Origin of the sequence: Sphingobium sp. V4, assembly GCF_029590555.1 — a bacterium.
In the GTDB taxonomy this organism is placed as follows: domain Bacteria; phylum Pseudomonadota; class Alphaproteobacteria; order Sphingomonadales; family Sphingomonadaceae; genus Sphingobium.
The window spans coordinates 130,751-146,501 of the sequence record NZ_CP081001.1; the positions used below are offsets into that span (position 1 = coordinate 130,751).

Consider the following 15,751-nt stretch of genomic DNA (forward strand, 5'->3'; position numbering starts at 1 on the left):
ACAAGGGGGTTCCAACACAATCGGGCAACGATGCTACGCCAATATGAACTCGTCGAACGTGTAAAGCGCTATGATCCGCAAGCGGACGAGGCGATGATCAACCGCGCCTACGTCTTCTCGGTCCAGAAACATGGCTCGCAAAAGCGCGCGAGCGGCGACCCCTATTTCAGTCATCCCATTGAAGTCGCAGGTATTTTGACGGACTTCAACCTGGATGACCAGACTATCGTGACGGCGTTGCTGCACGACACGATCGAGGACACGCTCGTCACCTATGAGGAGATCGAGCAGGCGTTCGGCAAGGATGTCGCGCGCATGGTCGACGGCGTGACCAAGCTCAGCAAGATCGAGGCGATGAGCGAGAATGAGCGGGCGGCGGAAAATCTCCGCAAGTTCCTGCTCGCCATGTCGGACGACATCCGGGTGCTGCTGGTCAAGCTGGCCGACCGGCTGCACAATATGCGGACGCTGCATTTCATCAAGAATCCCGACAAGCGCCGCCGCATCGCGCGGGAGACGATGGATATCTACGCCCCGCTCGCGGAGCGGATCGGCATGTATGACTTCATGCGCGAGATGCAGCTGCTCGCCTTCCGCGAGATCGAGCCGGAAGCCTATGACAGCGTCACCAAGCGGCTGGAGCAGCTGAAGGAAGGCGGCCATGACAAGGTCGACCGGATCGGCGCGGAACTGCAATTGTTGCTGGCGGGCAAGGGCATGTCGGTCAGCGTGTCGGGCCGCGAAAAACATCCCTTCTCCATCTGGAAGAAGATGCAGGAGCGCCATATCAGCTTCGAGCAGCTGACCGACGTCATGGCCTTCCGCGTCATCACCGCCACGACCGAGGACTGCTACCGCGCGCTGGGCATCATCCACCAGACCTACAAGATGGTCCCCGGCCGCTTCAAGGATTACATCTCCACGCCCAAGCGCAACGGCTATCAGTCGCTGCACACCACCGTCATCCACCAGGACAATGCCCGTATCGAGGTGCAGATCCGCAGCCGCGAAATGCACCATGACGCCGAACTGGGGCTGGCGGCGCACTGGGCCTACAAGCAGAAGGGCGATGCCGGCGACCATCATGCCGCCTGGCTGCGCGACCTGGTCGAAATCCTGGAGCAGAGCCAGGATGCGGACGAACTGCTCGAACATACCCGCATGGCGATGTATCAGGACCGGATCTTCGCCTTCACCCCCAAGGGCGAACTGCACCAGCTGCCCAAGGGGTCGACGCCCGTCGACTTCGCCTATGCGGTCCACACCTCGCTCGGCAACCAGACGGTCGGCGTCAAGGTCAACGGCCGGGTCGTGCCGTTGCGCACCAGCCTCGAAAATGGCGACCAAGTCGAGATATTGAAGTCGGAAGGGCAGGAGCCGCAGCCCGGCTGGCTCACCTTCGCCATCACCGGCAAGGCCCGCGCCGCGATCCGCCGCTACATCCGGCAGAAGCAGCGCGGCGAGGAAATCAAGCTGGGCGAAAAGCTCTATCAGGAGATTGTCGGCCGCTTTTCGCCCGACCTTGCCAAGGAACTGGGCGACAAGGCGCTGAATGCCGCGCTCAAACGGCTGAAGCTGGAGGATCGCGCCTCGCTGATGGTGGCGATCGCCACGCATCGCGTGCTCGATTCGGAGGTGATGGAGGCGCTGATCCCCGGCTCCACCACGGCCGAAGGGATGGAGGAAGCCCATCCACGCCAGCATGAACCTGTCTCGATCCGCGGCCTGACGCCCGGCATCGCCTATAATCTGGGCGATTGCTGCCACCCGGTGCCGGGCGACCGGATCGTGGGCGTGCGGCGCACGGGCGAGCCGATCGAGGTCCACACCATCGACTGCCGTTCGCTGGAGGTGGAGCAGGGCGACGACTGGGTCGATCTCAGCTGGGACAGCAAGTCCAAAGGCGGCACCGCGCGCCTCTCCGTCATCGTCAAGAACCAGCCGGGCGCCCTCGCCGCCGTCACCAATGTGTTCGGCGCCACCAAGGCGAACATTCTGAACCTCCAGCTGGTGAACCGCGAAGGGCCTTTCCATACCGACATCATCGATCTGGAAGTGGCCGACGCGCAGCATCTGAACCGCATCCTGTCGGCCTTGCGGGCGCTCGATACGGTGGTGCAGGCCGACCGGGTGTAACCCGCGCGCCCCGAACGGCAAGGAAAGCCAGGGACGGCCTTTCCCCTTTGGCGGAATCGCTATAGGGCGGATTGCATGACCAATATGTTTCTTGTGATGGGCGGCGGCGCGGTTGGCGCGGCGTTGCGCTATCAACTGGGGCGCTTCGCCGGGCAGATGGCTCCCGGCGCGGCCTGGCCCTGGGGTACCTTCGCCGCCAATCTGATCGGCGGATTCGCCATGGGGCTGCTGGCCGGATGGCTGGCGCGGGGCAGTGCCGTGTCGGGTGAGCCGATGCGCCTGCTGCTGGGCGTCGGCGTGCTCGGCGGCTTCACCACCTTTTCCGCCTTCAGCCTGGAAACGATGCTGATGATCGGGCGTGGCCAGGTCGCGCTGGCGCTGGGCTATGCGCTCGCGTCGGTGATCGGGTCCGTAGCCGCGCTGGCGCTGGGCCTCACCGTTGTAAGGAGTGTCGCGGCATGAAGGGGCGGCCTCCAGGCAAGGGCGGTGCCCGTTCGTCCGGCAATGACTCGCGCGGCGCCGGGCCGCGGGGAGGCAAGCCTGCGGGCGGACGCCCTTCGGATCGCAAGCCCGGCGCCGCGCCGGGTCGCGGCAAGCCGTCCGGCCCGCGCCAGGGCGATGGCGACAAGCCGGCCTTCAAGCCAAGAGCGCCCGCTGCGGCCAAGTCGGCGGCGGCGAAATCCGCCCCCGCAAAGGCTGCGCCCGTTCAGCCCAAGGCGGCAAAGCCCAACCCCGCCAAGGGCGTCTCGCTCGACGTGCGCCAGTTCCGGGTGAAGGCGGACGACGACGGTATCCGCCTCGATCGCTGGTTCCAGCGGCATTTGCCCGATGTCGGCTTCAATCTGGTGTCGCGCTGGTCGCGCACCGGGCAGTTGCGGGTCGATGGCGCGCGCGCCGCGCCGGGCGATCGCATCGCCGAAGGGCAGATGATTCGCGTCCCTCCCGCCGAGCAGAAGCCAGAGGCCGCCGAAAAGCCCAAGCGCGTCCGCGTGATCGATCTGACCCCGGACGAGATCGCCTATGCGCAGGAGATGGTGATCCACCGCGACGCGCAGGCGATCGTCATCAACAAGCCGCCGGGCCTCGCCACGCAGGGCGGCACCAAGACCGACGAGCATGTCGACAAGCTGCTCGACGGCCTGTTGTTCGACGCCGAATCGCGGCCCAAGCTGGTTCACCGGCTGGACAAGGACACGTCGGGCGCGCTGTTGCTGGCGCGCAGCAGTCGTGCTGCCGCCCATTTCGCCAAGGCCTTTTCGAGCCGCACCGCGCGGAAAGTCTATTGGGCGCTGGTGATGGGCGTGCCCTCGATCGAGGACGGCATGGTCGAACTGCCGATCGCCAAGCAGCCGGGCACCGGCGGCGAGAAGATGCATGTGGACGAAGAGGAGGGGCTGCCCGCCCGTTCGCGCTATCGCGTGATCGAACGCGCCGGCAATCGCGCCGCCTGGGTCGAGTTGCAGCCCTATACCGGCCGCACTCACCAACTGCGCGTGCATATGGCGGCGATCGGCCATCCGATCGTGGGGGACGGCAAATATGGCGGCAAGGACGCCTTCCTGTCCGGCACGATCAGCCGAAAGATGCACCTTCATGCGCGCCGCATCCGGGTCGATCATCCCGATGGCGGCCGGGTCGACGTGACGGCCGAATTGCCGACGCACTTCGCCAACAGCCTGCATGATCTCGGCTTCGACCTCAGCCTGGGCGATTTGCCGCTGGACGACGAGATCGACCGGACGCCGACCCGCGAGGATGAGAAGAAGGCCGCCCGCCAGCACGCCAAGCAGATTCGCAAGGGCCGCAAGGGGGAGCGCCGGTCGCGGGGGAGCGCGCGCCAGGGATGACGCCGGGGGCGCCCTATCGCTGGTCGGACGAGGTGGCGATGCGCGCCTTCGTGGCGCAGACCGGGTTCGGCCTGCTGTGCGCGGCCGGGCCGGATCGGCTCCATGCCGTCCACCTGCCGATCGTCTGGCTGGACGAGCGGCGGATCGGGCTGCATCTCCACCGCGCCAATCCGATCGTGCGGCATCTGGATGAGGGCGAGGCGCTGATCGTCGTCACCGGGCCGCACGCCTATGTCAGTCCCGACTGGTATGGCCTGCCCGACAAGGTGCCGACCTGGAACTATCTGGCGGTCGAATTGCGGGGGCCGATGGTGCGGCTGGACCATGATGCGACCGTGGCGCAGGTCGACGCGCTGAGCGCCGAACAGGAAGGCCGGCTCGCGCCCAAGCCGGCCTGGACCCGCGACAAGATGACCGAGGGCGTGTTCGAGCGGACGCTGACCGGGCTGGTCGGCTTCGAAATGCGCGTGGCGGCGATGCACGGCACCGCCAAGCTGGGGCAGGACAAGCCGGACGCCGCGCGGGCCGGTGTGGCCGATGCGCTGGCGGCGGCGGGCGACCATGCCATCGCCGCCCTGATGCGGCAGCCGCCGGCATGAACGATGGGCATGAGCGATAGGCCATGACCAACAAACTGGTCGTATTCGATTGCGACGGCACGCTGGTCGACAGCCAGCACAGCATCTGCACGGCGATGGTCCGCGCCTTCGAGGAAGTGAAGCTCATCCCGCCCGAGCGGCTGGCGATCCTGTCGGCCGTCGGCCTGTCGCTGCCGATCGCGATGGCGCGGCTCCTGCCGGAGGCGGACAGCGATTTCCACGATCATCTGGCCGATTGCTACAAGCGCGCCTTTCATGCCCTGCGCCGCGAAAATGCGGTGTCGGAACCGCTCTATCCCGGCATGGCCGACCTGGTAAGGGAACTGGACGGGGCCGGATGGCTGCTGGGCGTGGCGACCGGAAAGTCAGACCGCGGCCTCCATCTCTGCCTCACCCATCATGGCATTCTCGACCGGTTCGTCACGCTCCAGACCGCTGACCGGCACCCGTCCAAGCCGCACCCTTCCATGCTCCACACTGCCATGGCCGAAGCGGGCGCGGCGCCGGAGACTACGGTGATGATCGGCGACACCAGTTTCGACATCGACATGGGGCTGGCCGCCGGCGCGCGGACGATCGGCGTGGGATGGGGCTATCATCCCCCCGATGATCTTCTGGTCGCCGGTGCCCATGCGCTGGCGATGGACAGTTTGGAACTGCGCGGCCATATCGGCCCACCATGAACGACATGCCTCCGCCGCCTCGGCCAGACCCCGACAAGATCGCCCGCCAGCGCCATTTCGCGATTGGCCTCTTCCGCCTGTCGGGCGCCCTCATCGTCATGTTCGGCTTTCTTGCCCTCATGCAGCGCTTTTCCTGGGTGCAGGGGGACAAGGCCAAGGCGTTCGGCGCGATCATGGTCGTCACCGGCCTGGTCCAGTTCATCATCGTCCCGCGCCTGCTGCTGGCGCTGTTCCGCACAAGGCCGCCGGAATGAAGCGTTTTTACACCGATGTCACGGTTGTCGAGGGCGAGGGGATGTCGATCCAGCTCGACGGGCGGCCGGTCCGCACCCCCGCGCGCGCGCTCCTGGCGCTGCCGACCGCCGCGCTGGCCGAAGCGGTCGCGGCCGAATGGCGCGCGCAGGGCGAGGTGGTCGATCCCGCGTCCATGCCGATCACCGGTCTAGCCAATGCCGCGATCGATCATGTCGCGACCGACAGGGATAATTTTGCCGCTGGCGTGGCCCGCTACGCGCAGAGCGATCTGCTCTGCTACCGGGCCGATGGACCCGCCACGCTGGTCGCGCGGCAGGCTGCGGCCTGGGATCCGCTGCTCGACTGGGCGCGGACGCGCTATGACGTGACCTTCGCCGTGACGCACGGGATCATCCCGGTGCCGCAGCCCGACGACATGCTGGCGCGGCTGGGCACGGCGGTCGCGGCGCTCGATCCCTTCACTCTTTGCGGCCTGTCGACCCTGGTGACGTTGAGCGGCTCTCTGGTCTGCGGACTGGCGGCGGTGGAAGGGGGGCACGACATCGACGCGCTCTGGCAGGCGGCCGAGCTAGACGAGACATGGCAGGCCGAACAATGGGGCGCGGATGCCGAGGCAGCGGAACGGGCGGCCCATCGCCGCGCGGCATTTTCCACGGCCGGAGCCTTTTGCGCGATGAGCCGCATTTGAAAGATCGGGAACCGGGCTATTCCTTCGTTGATTGAAAAGCCCGACCGCGCGAAATCCGCGCCGGACCGACCTTTTCGATGCGATCATGCAAAGGAGGCCCTGACATTGGCCGAGTTCACCAAGTTTTTTCTGATGACCCTGTCGGCGCCGCTGGCGCTTGCGACGCCTGCTCTGGCGCAGCAAACCCCGGCTCCCCAGAGCGCCCCTGCGGAAGCTGCGCCGGCGGAAGCGGCCAAGGCCGAAACGGCCCCCGCCGCCAGGGCACTGACCCCGGACGAGATCGCCGCCTTCAATCAGGCAGTGACCGACTTCACCGCCGGACAGAGCGCGCAACAGACCGGCGACAATGCCGGCGCTGTCGCCAAATATGATGCCGCCATCCCCGCCATCCGCACGGCGGTGGAGGCCGACCCGACCAAGATCGACAATGTGAACTTCCTTGCCAATGCGCTCTATGCCGACGCGGCCGCCTATGGCGCGCTGGGGCAGATGGACAAGGTGATCGCGCTTTATGCTGAATCCCTGCCGCATTGGCGCAAGCTGGTGGAGGGGAAGCCGGCCGATGCGGCCAGTCGCAACATCCTGGCGGGCATCCTGATTCAGCTGGGCAACCGGAAACTCGGTGCAGGCGACACCAATGGCGCAGACCCCTTCTACCAGGAAGCGCTGGCGCTCGCGCGCAAGTCGGTCGCGGAACAGCCCGCCGATGCCGTGAACAAGAATATCCTGCTCTCGGCTCTCATCGGCGCCAGCCAGACCTCGATGGAAGAGGGGCTGCGCGACGAGGTGATCAGCATGGGCAAGGCGATGACCGCAGACGGCTCGATCGACGCAACCAACAAGCCGTCGATCGCGGCGATGATCGGGGCGGCAGGATAAGGCGCTGCCCCTGTCGCAGCGGGCCGGGGCGTCGCTCCGGCCCTTTTCCTGCCGCGCTGATCAGTAAATCCCGCCCTGGCCTTCCAGGAAGTCGGCGTCGGTGCGCTGGCGGCCGCGTGAGATGGCCGATGCAGCGCGGGCGGCGGCGACCTTGGCCTGTTCCTCGGCCTCTTCCTTGCGGATCGAGCGTCGCGGTTCGGATTCGGGCTTGAACGCTTCCCAGATGACGGCGGGCTTGGGGTCGGTTCCGGGCCACACGCCGTAGACACGCTTGCCCGATCGCCGGTCGATCGCGACCATGCGGACGCCGGCGGGCGCGATGAACGGCGTCTTGGGCATGGTTTCCAGCATCGGCGCCATCGCCGCCTTCCAGATCGGCGCGGCGACGCGGCCGCCCTGCGCCCAGCCGCCCAGGCTGCGCGGCTGGTCGTAGCCGATGTAGACGCCCGCCACCAGGTCGGGCGATCCGCCCACGAACCAGACATTGGTCGGGCCGTTGGTCGTCCCCGTCTTGCCGAACAGCGGGCGATTGAGGTCGGCCAGCACCGTCGCGGTGCCGCGCTGGATCACACCCTCGGTGATGTGGACCACCTGATAGGCGGTCATCGGGTTCATCACCTGCTTGCCCTCCATGCCGAAGCGGGGCATCGGCTTGCCGTCCCAGTTCGCCATGTTGCAGCCTTCGCATGGACGCCAGCGCTCCGGCCAGATCACCTTGCCGCGCCGGTCCTGCACATAGTCCATCACCTTGGACGGAAATTGCCGCCCCTGGTTGGCCAGAGCCGCATAGGCGTTCACCATCCGCTCCACCGTCGTCTCGCCAGCGCCCAGCGCGAAGGAGAGATAGGGCTGATAGTCGCCGATCCCCATCGCCTTGATCGTGCGAACGACGCGGTCCATGCCGGTCTGGCTGGCGGCGCGCACCGTCATCAGGTTGCGCGACTGCTCGACCCCCCAGCGCATCGTCTGCGGCCCCGCGCTGCCGCCCGAGAAGTTGCGGAAGCATTTCTGGCCGAGGCCCGCGCCCTGATAGACGCACAAGGGGCCATCGACGATGATGGAGGCCGGGGTCATGCCATTGTCCAGCGCGGCGGCATAGACGAAGGGCTTGATGGTCGATCCGGGCTGGCGCAGCGCCTGGGTCGCGCGGTTGTAGGAGGACAGGCGCGAATCGAAGCCGCCCTGCATCGCGCGGATGCGGCCCGAATGGACTTCCTCGACTACCATGCCGCCCGACACTTCGGGAATGTTGCGCAGCGCCCAGCTCGCGCCATTGCGGGCGACGACGATCAGGTCGCCGGGCTTGAGCGCGTCGAAGGCGGGGCCGCCGGTGCGGCGATAGGACATCTGCGCCATTCCGGCGGGCAGCGTGCCGGTCGTGCCGTCGGAAAAGCCGATCCGCGCGTCACTGGCGGAGCGGCCGATGACGGCGGCGACACGCCAGCTGGCATAATCGACGCTGATATAGCTGGCGGCCAATTCCCGCTGCCAGCCATTGTCGGGATTGATATGGCCGACCGGCCCGGACCAGCCGCGTCCCGCATCGAAGCGCAGCAAGCCGTTGCGCAGCGCATCCTGCGTCCGTTCCTGCGCCACCGGATCATAGGGGCTGCGCACCCACAGGCCGCCGGCATAGACGCTGTTGGGGCTGTCTTCCGCCTTCTCGCCGAACAGCTGGATCAGGCGGCGGCGCACTTCCTCCATATAATAGCCGCCCGCGCGCGCGTCGAAGCTGGAGCCGTGCGCCGCGACGGTGCCCAGCGGCTGGGCCTGCGCCGCATCGCGCTGCGCATCGGTGATCCAGCCATTCTTCTCCATCTCGCCCAGCGCCCAGTTGCGCCGTTCCAGCGCGCGCGCATGGCCGGTTTCGCTTTCGGGGCGATAATTGGCCGGCCCCTTGGGCAGGATGGCCAGATAGGCCATTTCGTGCAGTTGCAGGTCGGCGACATCCTTGTCGAAATAGGCGCGCGCGGCGGCCTGTACGCCATAGGCGTTGCGGCCGAGGAAAATCTGATTGAGGTAGAGTTCGAGTATCTGCTGCTTGGACAGCACATCTTCGATGCGCCAGGCCAGGATCATCTCCTTGACCTTGCGGGTGGGCGAATATTCGTCGCCGATCAGCAGGTTCTTGGCCACCTGCTGGGTGATGGTGGAGCCGCCCCGCGCGCGCTGGCCCGATCCCAGCTTGCTCGCATAGTCGACCACGGCCCCTGCAAAGCCGGGGAAATCGACGCCATGATGGTCGAAGAATGTCTTGTCCTCCGCGGCCAGATAGGCGCGGATCAGCAGCGGCGGATAGTCGCTATATTGCAGCTGGACGCGGCGCTCGCGGGCATAGCTGTGGACCGGTTGGCCGTTGATGTCGCGCACCATGGTGGGCAGCGGCGGCTCATATTCCAGCAGCGTCGCGGCATCGGGCAGGCCGCGCGCGAAGATCAGCCAGAAAAGGGCGCAGGCGAGCAGGAAGCCGCCCAGCAGGATCGCGGCCCAGCGGAACAGGCGGCGGCCCCAGAGCGGACGGAGCCGGTCCAGAAAGCCGCCGGCGTCGCGGCGCAGGCGATAGGCGAAGGACGTCGGGGCGGTTTCGGAACGGGCCTCTTCCATGGGGAAGAGGCTCTAGGGTCAAAATGCGCGCAAGGCCAGCGGCGTTTCGATCAACCGCCCGCCGTGCCGCCGCGCATAGCCATCTTGCGGGCGAAATGCACCTCGATCGCGCGGGCGACGCCCTGGGCGACCCGGCCTTGGCCCTCGCGCGACGACAGGAAGGCGGCATCGTCGGCATTGCTGATATAGCCCGTCTCGAACAGCACCGACGGCGTGTCGGGCGCTTTCAGCACCATGAGCGATGCGAAACGGTGATAGGCGCTGCGGAACGGCACTAGCGGCGATGCCTCGCGCTGGAGCAGCCGCGCGAAGCTGGCCGAGATGTTGAGCGATTCGCGCTGCGTCAGGTCGATCAGGATCGAGGATACGTCGCCCGACTGGCTGCCCAGATTGACGCCGTTGATGATGTCCGCCTTGTTCTCCCGCGCGGCGAGCCGCGCGGCCTCGCGGTCCGATGCCGTTTCGGACAGGGTGTAGACGGTCGCGCCCCGCGCTTGCGGGTTTTCGGCGGCATCGGCATGAATCGAGATGAAGAGGTCGGCGCCCAGCCGGCGCGCGATGCCATAGCGTTCCTGCAGCACCAGGAACTTGTCGTCGTCGCGGGTCAGCGCCACGCGCACCCGGCCGGCCTTGACCAGCTGATCGCGGATCGCCTGCGCGATGGCCAGCGTCACATCCTTCTCGCGCTTGCCATTGTCCCGGTTGATCGCGCCCGGATCATGGCCGCCATGGCCCGCATCGATCACCACCAGCGGCCGCGCGCCGTCATTGGCGCCTTCCACTGCGGGCAGCGCGACCCCGCGCGCCGCGGTCGGGATCGGTACGCTGATCGAATGGAGCCGCTTCTGCGGCCGGGCCGCCATGTCGGCGGGCGCATCGAACCGCGTGCGGCCCTTTCCGACCTCGTTGCGGAAACGGCCGTCCGACACGTTCTGGAGCGAGAAACTAAGCGACTTGCCGTCGGGCGCGATCCGGGCGTCGCCCAGAGTCGCGGGGGCGGCGAGGTCCAGCACCACGCGCGCCGTCGCGTCGTTCAGCTGCCCCTGGCGCACGGCGGCGATGGCGCCGTTACCCGGCGCGAAGCGGGCGCGTCCCATCTGCGCGCCATCGATGTCGAGCGCGATCCGGCGCGGCGCGTCGAGCAGGAAGGCTGATGCGCCCTCGACCCGGTCGTCGAAACGGACGATGACGCGGTCGTCGCGCACGTCGACGCCGGAAATCCCCCCCGCGCTGCCGGGTGCGGCAAACAATATGCCACTTGCCAGGGCAAGGCTCAGAAACATACGATGCTTGTGCAACGCACGATGATCGGCCGTCCAGCCATATTTCATGACGTTAATCCGTCCAGCGTCCCCACGCTGAACAACGGATTAAGCATCGGCACCTTTTGCCTAGGTAAAATGAGAGAGTTAACGCCGTCTTCAGGATGATTGGGGCAAAAGACCGCCGGGGCAGGTGGCATGTCACAATATTTCGGCCACCCGTTGCTCCCTGGGTCTTTGGCTGCTACCCATTCACATTCCTGCAAGAACCGCCCATATGCTAGCGGTCCTGTGGGACGATAATGACGCGCCGGCATTTTCTGGCCGGCGGTACAGAACAGGTTGACGCTGCATGAGGCATGAATTCCCTTCCACGCTTGCCCCGGTCACGGGCGCAGCGGCGTGGATGGTTCGGCCCGGCGCCTTGTCCGGCCCTGCCGATGCAGCAGACGCGCATATTTTCCTTCAAACCCGGACGATGCCGACATCCGCGCCCTTACCGGAGCGCGCCCGGCCGTCCCTTCACTATCGCGTGGCGGCGCGGCCCTGTGCCGCGGCCCGTCCACGCCGGAGACTAATAAATGACAATGCGTATGCTGATCGATGCGCGCCACCGGGAAGAGACCCGGGTCGCGGTCGTCAAAGGTAACCGGATCGAGGAGTTCGATTTCGAATCGGCCGAGCACAAGCAGCTCAAGGGCAATATCTATCTGGCCAAAGTGACCCGCGTGGAGCCCTCGCTCCAGGCGGCTTTCGTCGATTATGGTGGCAACCGCCATGGCTTCCTGGCCTTCAGCGAAATTCACCCCGATTATTATCAGATTCCGCGCGAGGACCGCGAAGCGCTGCTGCGCGAGGAGCGTGCCCACGCCGAGGAAGAGGCCGCGCTGCGCGCCGACTATGATGATGACGAGGATGAAGGTCATCATGGCGAGGACGGGGTCGAGGTCGTCGAGGCGACCCATCATCATGACGATGAGGAAAGCGCCGAGGGCGAAGCGCCCGAAGCCGCCAAGGGCGGTCGCCGCAAGCGCGAGAAGAATGGCGACGATGCCGCCGACGAACTGCGCCGCAAGCGCATGGCGCTGCGCCGCCGCTATAAGATCCAGGACGTCATCAAGCGCCGCCAGGTGCTGCTGGTCCAGGTCGTCAAGGAAGAGCGCGGCAACAAGGGCGCTGCCCTGACCACCTATTTGTCGCTCGCTGGCCGCTATTGCGTGCTGATGCCGAACACGTCGCACGGGGGTGGGATTTCGCGCAAGATCAGCAACGCGGCCGACCGCAAGCGGCTGAAGACGATCATCGCCGAAATGGCGCTGCCCTCCACCATGGGCTGCATCGTCCGCACCGCCGGCCTCCAGCGCACCAAGCCGGAGATCAAGCGCGACTTCGACTATCTCGCCCGCCTGTGGGACGAGATCCGCGAGAAGACGCTGAAGTCGGACGCGCCGGCGCTGATCCACAATGACAGCGACCTCATCAAGCGGGCGATCCGCGATATCTACAACAAGGATATCGAGGAAGTGATCGTCGAGGGCGAGGAAGGATATCGCGCCGCCAAGGACTTCATGAAGCTGCTGATGCCCAGCCATGCGCGCCGGGTGAAGCAATATGCCGACGCCGTCTCGCTGTTCCAGCGGGCCAGTGTCGAGGATCAGCTGGCGGCCATGTATAATCCGGTCGTGCAGCTCAAGTCCGGCGGCTATCTGGTCATCAACCCGACCGAGGCGCTGGTGTCGATCGACATCAACTCGGGCCGCTCGACCCGCGAGCATGGCATCGAGCAGACCGCCGTCGCCACCAACCTCGAAGCCGCCCGCGAAATCGCGCGCCAGCTGCGCCTGCGCGACATGGCGGGCCTGGTCGTCATCGACTTCATCGACATGGAGATGAACTCCAACATCCGCAAGGTCGAGAAGGCGATGAAGGAGGCGCTGAAGGACGATCGCGCCCGCATTCAGGTCGGCCGCATCTCCGGCTTCGGCCTGATGGAAATGAGCCGCCAGCGTTTGCGCACCGGCGTGCTGGAGGCATCGACCCGTCAGTGCCCGCATTGCGAGGGCACCGGCCTCGTTCGCACGGCATCGTCGGCGGGCCTGGGCGCGCTGCGCATGTTGGAAGAGGAAGCGGCACGCGGTCGCGGCAGCGTCATCACGCTACGCGCCAGCCAGGAAGCGGCCTTCTACGTCCTCAACAACAAGCGTCGCGAGCTGGACGAGATCGAACAGCGCTATGGCGTGACCATCGTGATCCTGCCCGATGGCGAGATCGAGGGCGCGCGCATGTCTGTGGAGGCCAGCGGCCCCCGTCCCGAACGCGTCGTGACCTACGCCCCGCTTGCCGAGGAGGAGGATGACATCGACCTCCCCGAGGAGGAGGAAGAAGAAGAGATCGAGGAAGCCGAAGCGGCGCCCGAACGCGAGGCGCGCGGCGAGGACCGCGAAGATCGCGAGGGGGGGCGCCGTCGCCGTCGTCGCCGTCGCCGCCGCGGGGGCCAGCGCGATGAGAATCGCGCCGAAGGCTCGACCGAGGACGAGGATGAGGGCGAAGCCGGCGACGAAGCAGAAGGCGAAGCCGCCGAAGCCGATGAGGCTGTCGCGGACGAGGCGGTTGCCGCCGAAGCCGGTGAGGGCGATGCTGAAGCCGAGGAGGGCGGGGCACGCCGCCGCGGTCGTCGCGGTCGCCGTGGCGGTCGTCGCCGTCGCGAAGGCGGCGAGGCCGTCCTGACCGACGGGGCCGAATCGGCCGATGCGCCCGAAGCGGAAGTCGTGGCCGAACCGGTGGCGGAAGAAGCACCCGCCGTCGAAGCCGTGGCCGAGGAAGCCGCCGAGCCTGCACCCAAGACCCGTCGCCGTCCCCGCGCTCGCAAGAAGGCGGACGCCGAGCCGGAAGTTGTGGCTGAGGCTGCTGCACCGGAGGAAGCGGTCGAAGCGCCTGTCGTGGTCGAAACTGTCGCGGTCGAGACAGCCGTGGAAGCGCCCGCCAAGCCTAAGCGGACCCGTCGCAAGAAGCCTGCCGAGGCCGAAGGCGAAGCGGCTCATGCCGCGGTGGAAGCCGAAGCAGCGCCTGCCGTCGAGGAAGCCGCACCGGTCAAGCCCAAGCGGACGCGCAAGAAGAAGCCCGTCCCGAGCGACGTCGAAGCCGCAGCAGAGCCTGCCGCGCAGGTGGAGGCGCAAGCCGCCGCCACGCCGATGGTTGACGCGCCTGTCGCCGAACCCGCTGACGCGGTGCCGGCCGAGGATGGCGCCATGGGCGAGGATGGCGAAGGCGGTCCCCGTCGCGGCTGGTGGCAGCGCACCTTCGGTCAGTAACGCCCGGAACGCTTGAGATGGAGAAGCGCCGCTGCCCTTCCGGTTCCGACCGGCGCGCAGCGGCGCTTTTCCGTTGTAGGGCTTCACGGCAGGTTCAGGCCGGCCATGGCATCGGCTCCGCCCGATGACCCGCCGGATGACCAGACTGCTCCAGTTCATCGCCCTGGCGCTGGCGTCGCTCGCGCTCATGGTGCGGCCGGCGCTCGCGCAGCAGATCTTGCGCGATGCAGAGACGGAGGCCTTCATGGCCGACATGTCCGGCCAGCTCATCAAGGCCGCCGGCATGGAGCCGAAAAATGTCCAGGTCATGGTCATCAACGACCCGGAGATCAACGCCTTCGTCGCGGGCGGCCAATATGTCTGGGTGCATAGCGGGCTGATCGCCCAGGCCGACAATGTGAACCAGTTGCAGGGCGTCGTCGCCCACGAACTCGGCCATATCGAGGGCGGCCACATCATCCGGTCGGGTGAAGGGATCAAGGAAGCGACCGGCGTCACCCTGCTCAGCCTGGTGCTGGGCGCGGCGGCGATCGCGGCGGGCGGCGCGGAAGCGGGCATGGGCATCATGGGCCTTGGCCAGCAGGCGGCGATGAGCAAGTTCCTTGCCTTTTCCCGCGCGCAGGAAAGTTCGGCGGACCTCGCCGGCGCGCGCTATCTCCACAGCGCGGGCCTCAGCGGGCGCGGCAGCCTGGAATTTTTCAAGAAGCTCCAGAATCAGGAATATCGCCTCGCGATCCCGCAGGACAACAGCTACGGCCGCACCCACCCGCTGTCGGGCGAGCGGATCAGCGTGCTGCGCGAAGTCTATGAGGTCGATCCGGCCTGGGACCGGCCGCCCGATCCGGCGCTGGAGGCCCGGTTCGAACGGATCAAGGCGAAGCTGATCGGCTTCGTGTCCGAACCCGGCCAGACGCTCGCCAAATATCCGGAAAGCGACCAGTCGATTCCCGCCCATTATGCCCGCGCCTATGCCTGGCACAAGAGCGCCTATCCGCAAAAGGCGCTGGAGGAGGCGAACGCCCTGCTCGCCGCCATGCCGCACGATCCCTATTTTCTGGAACTGAAGGGCCAGATTCTGCTCGAAAGCGGCAAGCCGGCCGAGGCTGTCGCGCCGCTGCGCGAGGCGGTGAAGATCACCAACCAGCCGCTCATATCCGTGCTGTTGTCCCACGCGCTGATCGCGACCGAAGATGAGGCGAACTTCGCCGAGGCCGAACAGGTGCTGCGCCTCGCCGTGCAGCGCGACCGGGAAAATCCCTTCGCCTGGTATCAGCTGGGCGTCGTCTATGAGCGGCGCGGCGACATTCCGCGCGCGGCGCTGGCGACGGCCGAACGCTACGAGATGATGGCGCAATATCCGATGGCGCTGCGCAGCGCCGACGCGGCGATGCAGGGGTTGAAGCCCGGCACGGTTGACTATCTGCGGGCGCAGGATATCGCGATGGTCTCGCGCGCGGCGATTGAGCAGCAGCGGAAGAAAAGATAGC

At 66.8% G+C, this 15,751-nt stretch carries 12 protein-coding genes; 10 read left to right on the forward strand and 2 right to left on the reverse strand.

Annotation, left to right across the window (positions count from 1 at the left end):
- Nucleotides 1-30 precede the first annotated feature (30 nt).
- The 8 genes from K3M67_RS00700 (at nucleotide 31) to K3M67_RS00735 (ending at nucleotide 7,087) form a co-directional block, all read left to right on the forward strand.
- A complete protein-coding gene (locus K3M67_RS00700) occupies nucleotides 31-2,136 on the forward strand; it encodes a RelA/SpoT family protein (protein WP_285832005.1) in 2,106 nt (701 codons plus the stop codon).
- A gap of 75 nt (nucleotides 2,137-2,211) precedes the next feature.
- Nucleotides 2,212-2,598: a fluoride efflux transporter CrcB gene (gene crcB, locus K3M67_RS00705; RefSeq protein ID WP_066864155.1), complete on the forward strand. Its 387-nt coding sequence runs from the start codon at nucleotides 2,212-2,214 to the stop codon at nucleotides 2,596-2,598.
- Nucleotides 2,595-3,983, forward strand: coding sequence for an RluA family pseudouridine synthase (locus tag K3M67_RS00710; protein WP_066864152.1), 1,389 nt, complete (start codon nucleotides 2,595-2,597; stop codon nucleotides 3,981-3,983). Before crcB ends, K3M67_RS00710 begins: the two co-directional genes overlap by 4 nt.
- Nucleotides 3,980-4,582 (forward strand): FMN-binding negative transcriptional regulator, encoded by a 603-nt coding sequence (locus K3M67_RS00715; protein ID WP_285832006.1) that lies wholly within the window; start codon nucleotides 3,980-3,982, stop codon nucleotides 4,580-4,582. The genes K3M67_RS00710 and K3M67_RS00715 overlap by 4 nt, the downstream gene beginning before the upstream one ends.
- Before the next feature lie 23 nt (nucleotides 4,583-4,605).
- Nucleotides 4,606-5,265, forward strand: a complete 660-nt coding sequence (locus tag K3M67_RS00720) for an HAD-IA family hydrolase (RefSeq protein WP_285832007.1) — start codon at nucleotides 4,606-4,608, stop codon at nucleotides 5,263-5,265.
- Nucleotides 5,262-5,519 (forward strand): hypothetical protein, encoded by a 258-nt coding sequence (locus tag K3M67_RS00725; RefSeq protein WP_285832008.1) that lies wholly within the window; start codon nucleotides 5,262-5,264, stop codon nucleotides 5,517-5,519. Before K3M67_RS00720 ends, K3M67_RS00725 begins: the two co-directional genes overlap by 4 nt.
- Complete coding sequence (locus K3M67_RS00730; RefSeq protein WP_285832009.1) at nucleotides 5,516-6,208, forward strand: ATP12 family chaperone protein; 693 nt, start codon at nucleotides 5,516-5,518, stop codon at nucleotides 6,206-6,208. Before K3M67_RS00725 ends, K3M67_RS00730 begins: the two co-directional genes overlap by 4 nt.
- 105 nt (nucleotides 6,209-6,313) lie before the next feature.
- On the forward strand, nucleotides 6,314-7,087 hold the full coding sequence (locus K3M67_RS00735) for a hypothetical protein (protein WP_502958886.1): 774 nt from the start codon (nucleotides 6,314-6,316) through the stop codon (nucleotides 7,085-7,087).
- Between the two features lie 60 nt (nucleotides 7,088-7,147).
- Here the strand turns inward: K3M67_RS00735 and K3M67_RS00740 are convergent, their stop codons facing one another.
- Together K3M67_RS00740 and K3M67_RS00745 are read right to left on the reverse strand one after the other, a co-directional pair.
- Nucleotides 7,148-9,691, reverse strand: a complete 2,544-nt coding sequence (locus K3M67_RS00740) for a penicillin-binding protein 1A (protein WP_285832010.1) — start codon at nucleotides 9,689-9,691, stop codon at nucleotides 7,148-7,150.
- Between the two features lie 50 nt (nucleotides 9,692-9,741).
- Complete coding sequence (locus K3M67_RS00745) at nucleotides 9,742-11,022, reverse strand: N-acetylmuramoyl-L-alanine amidase (RefSeq protein WP_066864134.1); 1,281 nt, start codon at nucleotides 11,020-11,022, stop codon at nucleotides 9,742-9,744.
- Nucleotides 11,023-11,534: 512 nt separating this feature from the next.
- Between K3M67_RS00745 and K3M67_RS00750 the strand changes: the two genes are divergently transcribed.
- Nucleotides 11,535-14,264 carry an Rne/Rng family ribonuclease gene (locus tag K3M67_RS00750; RefSeq protein WP_285832011.1) on the forward strand — a complete coding sequence of 910 codons (2,730 nt, stop codon included), beginning with the start codon at nucleotides 11,535-11,537 and terminating at the stop codon, nucleotides 14,262-14,264.
- A 136-nt stretch (nucleotides 14,265-14,400) separates the two neighbouring features.
- Entirely contained in the window at nucleotides 14,401-15,750 is a 1,350-nt protein-coding gene (locus K3M67_RS00755; RefSeq protein ID WP_066865226.1) for a M48 family metalloprotease, read from the forward strand.
- Nucleotide 15,751 lies beyond the last annotated feature (1 nt).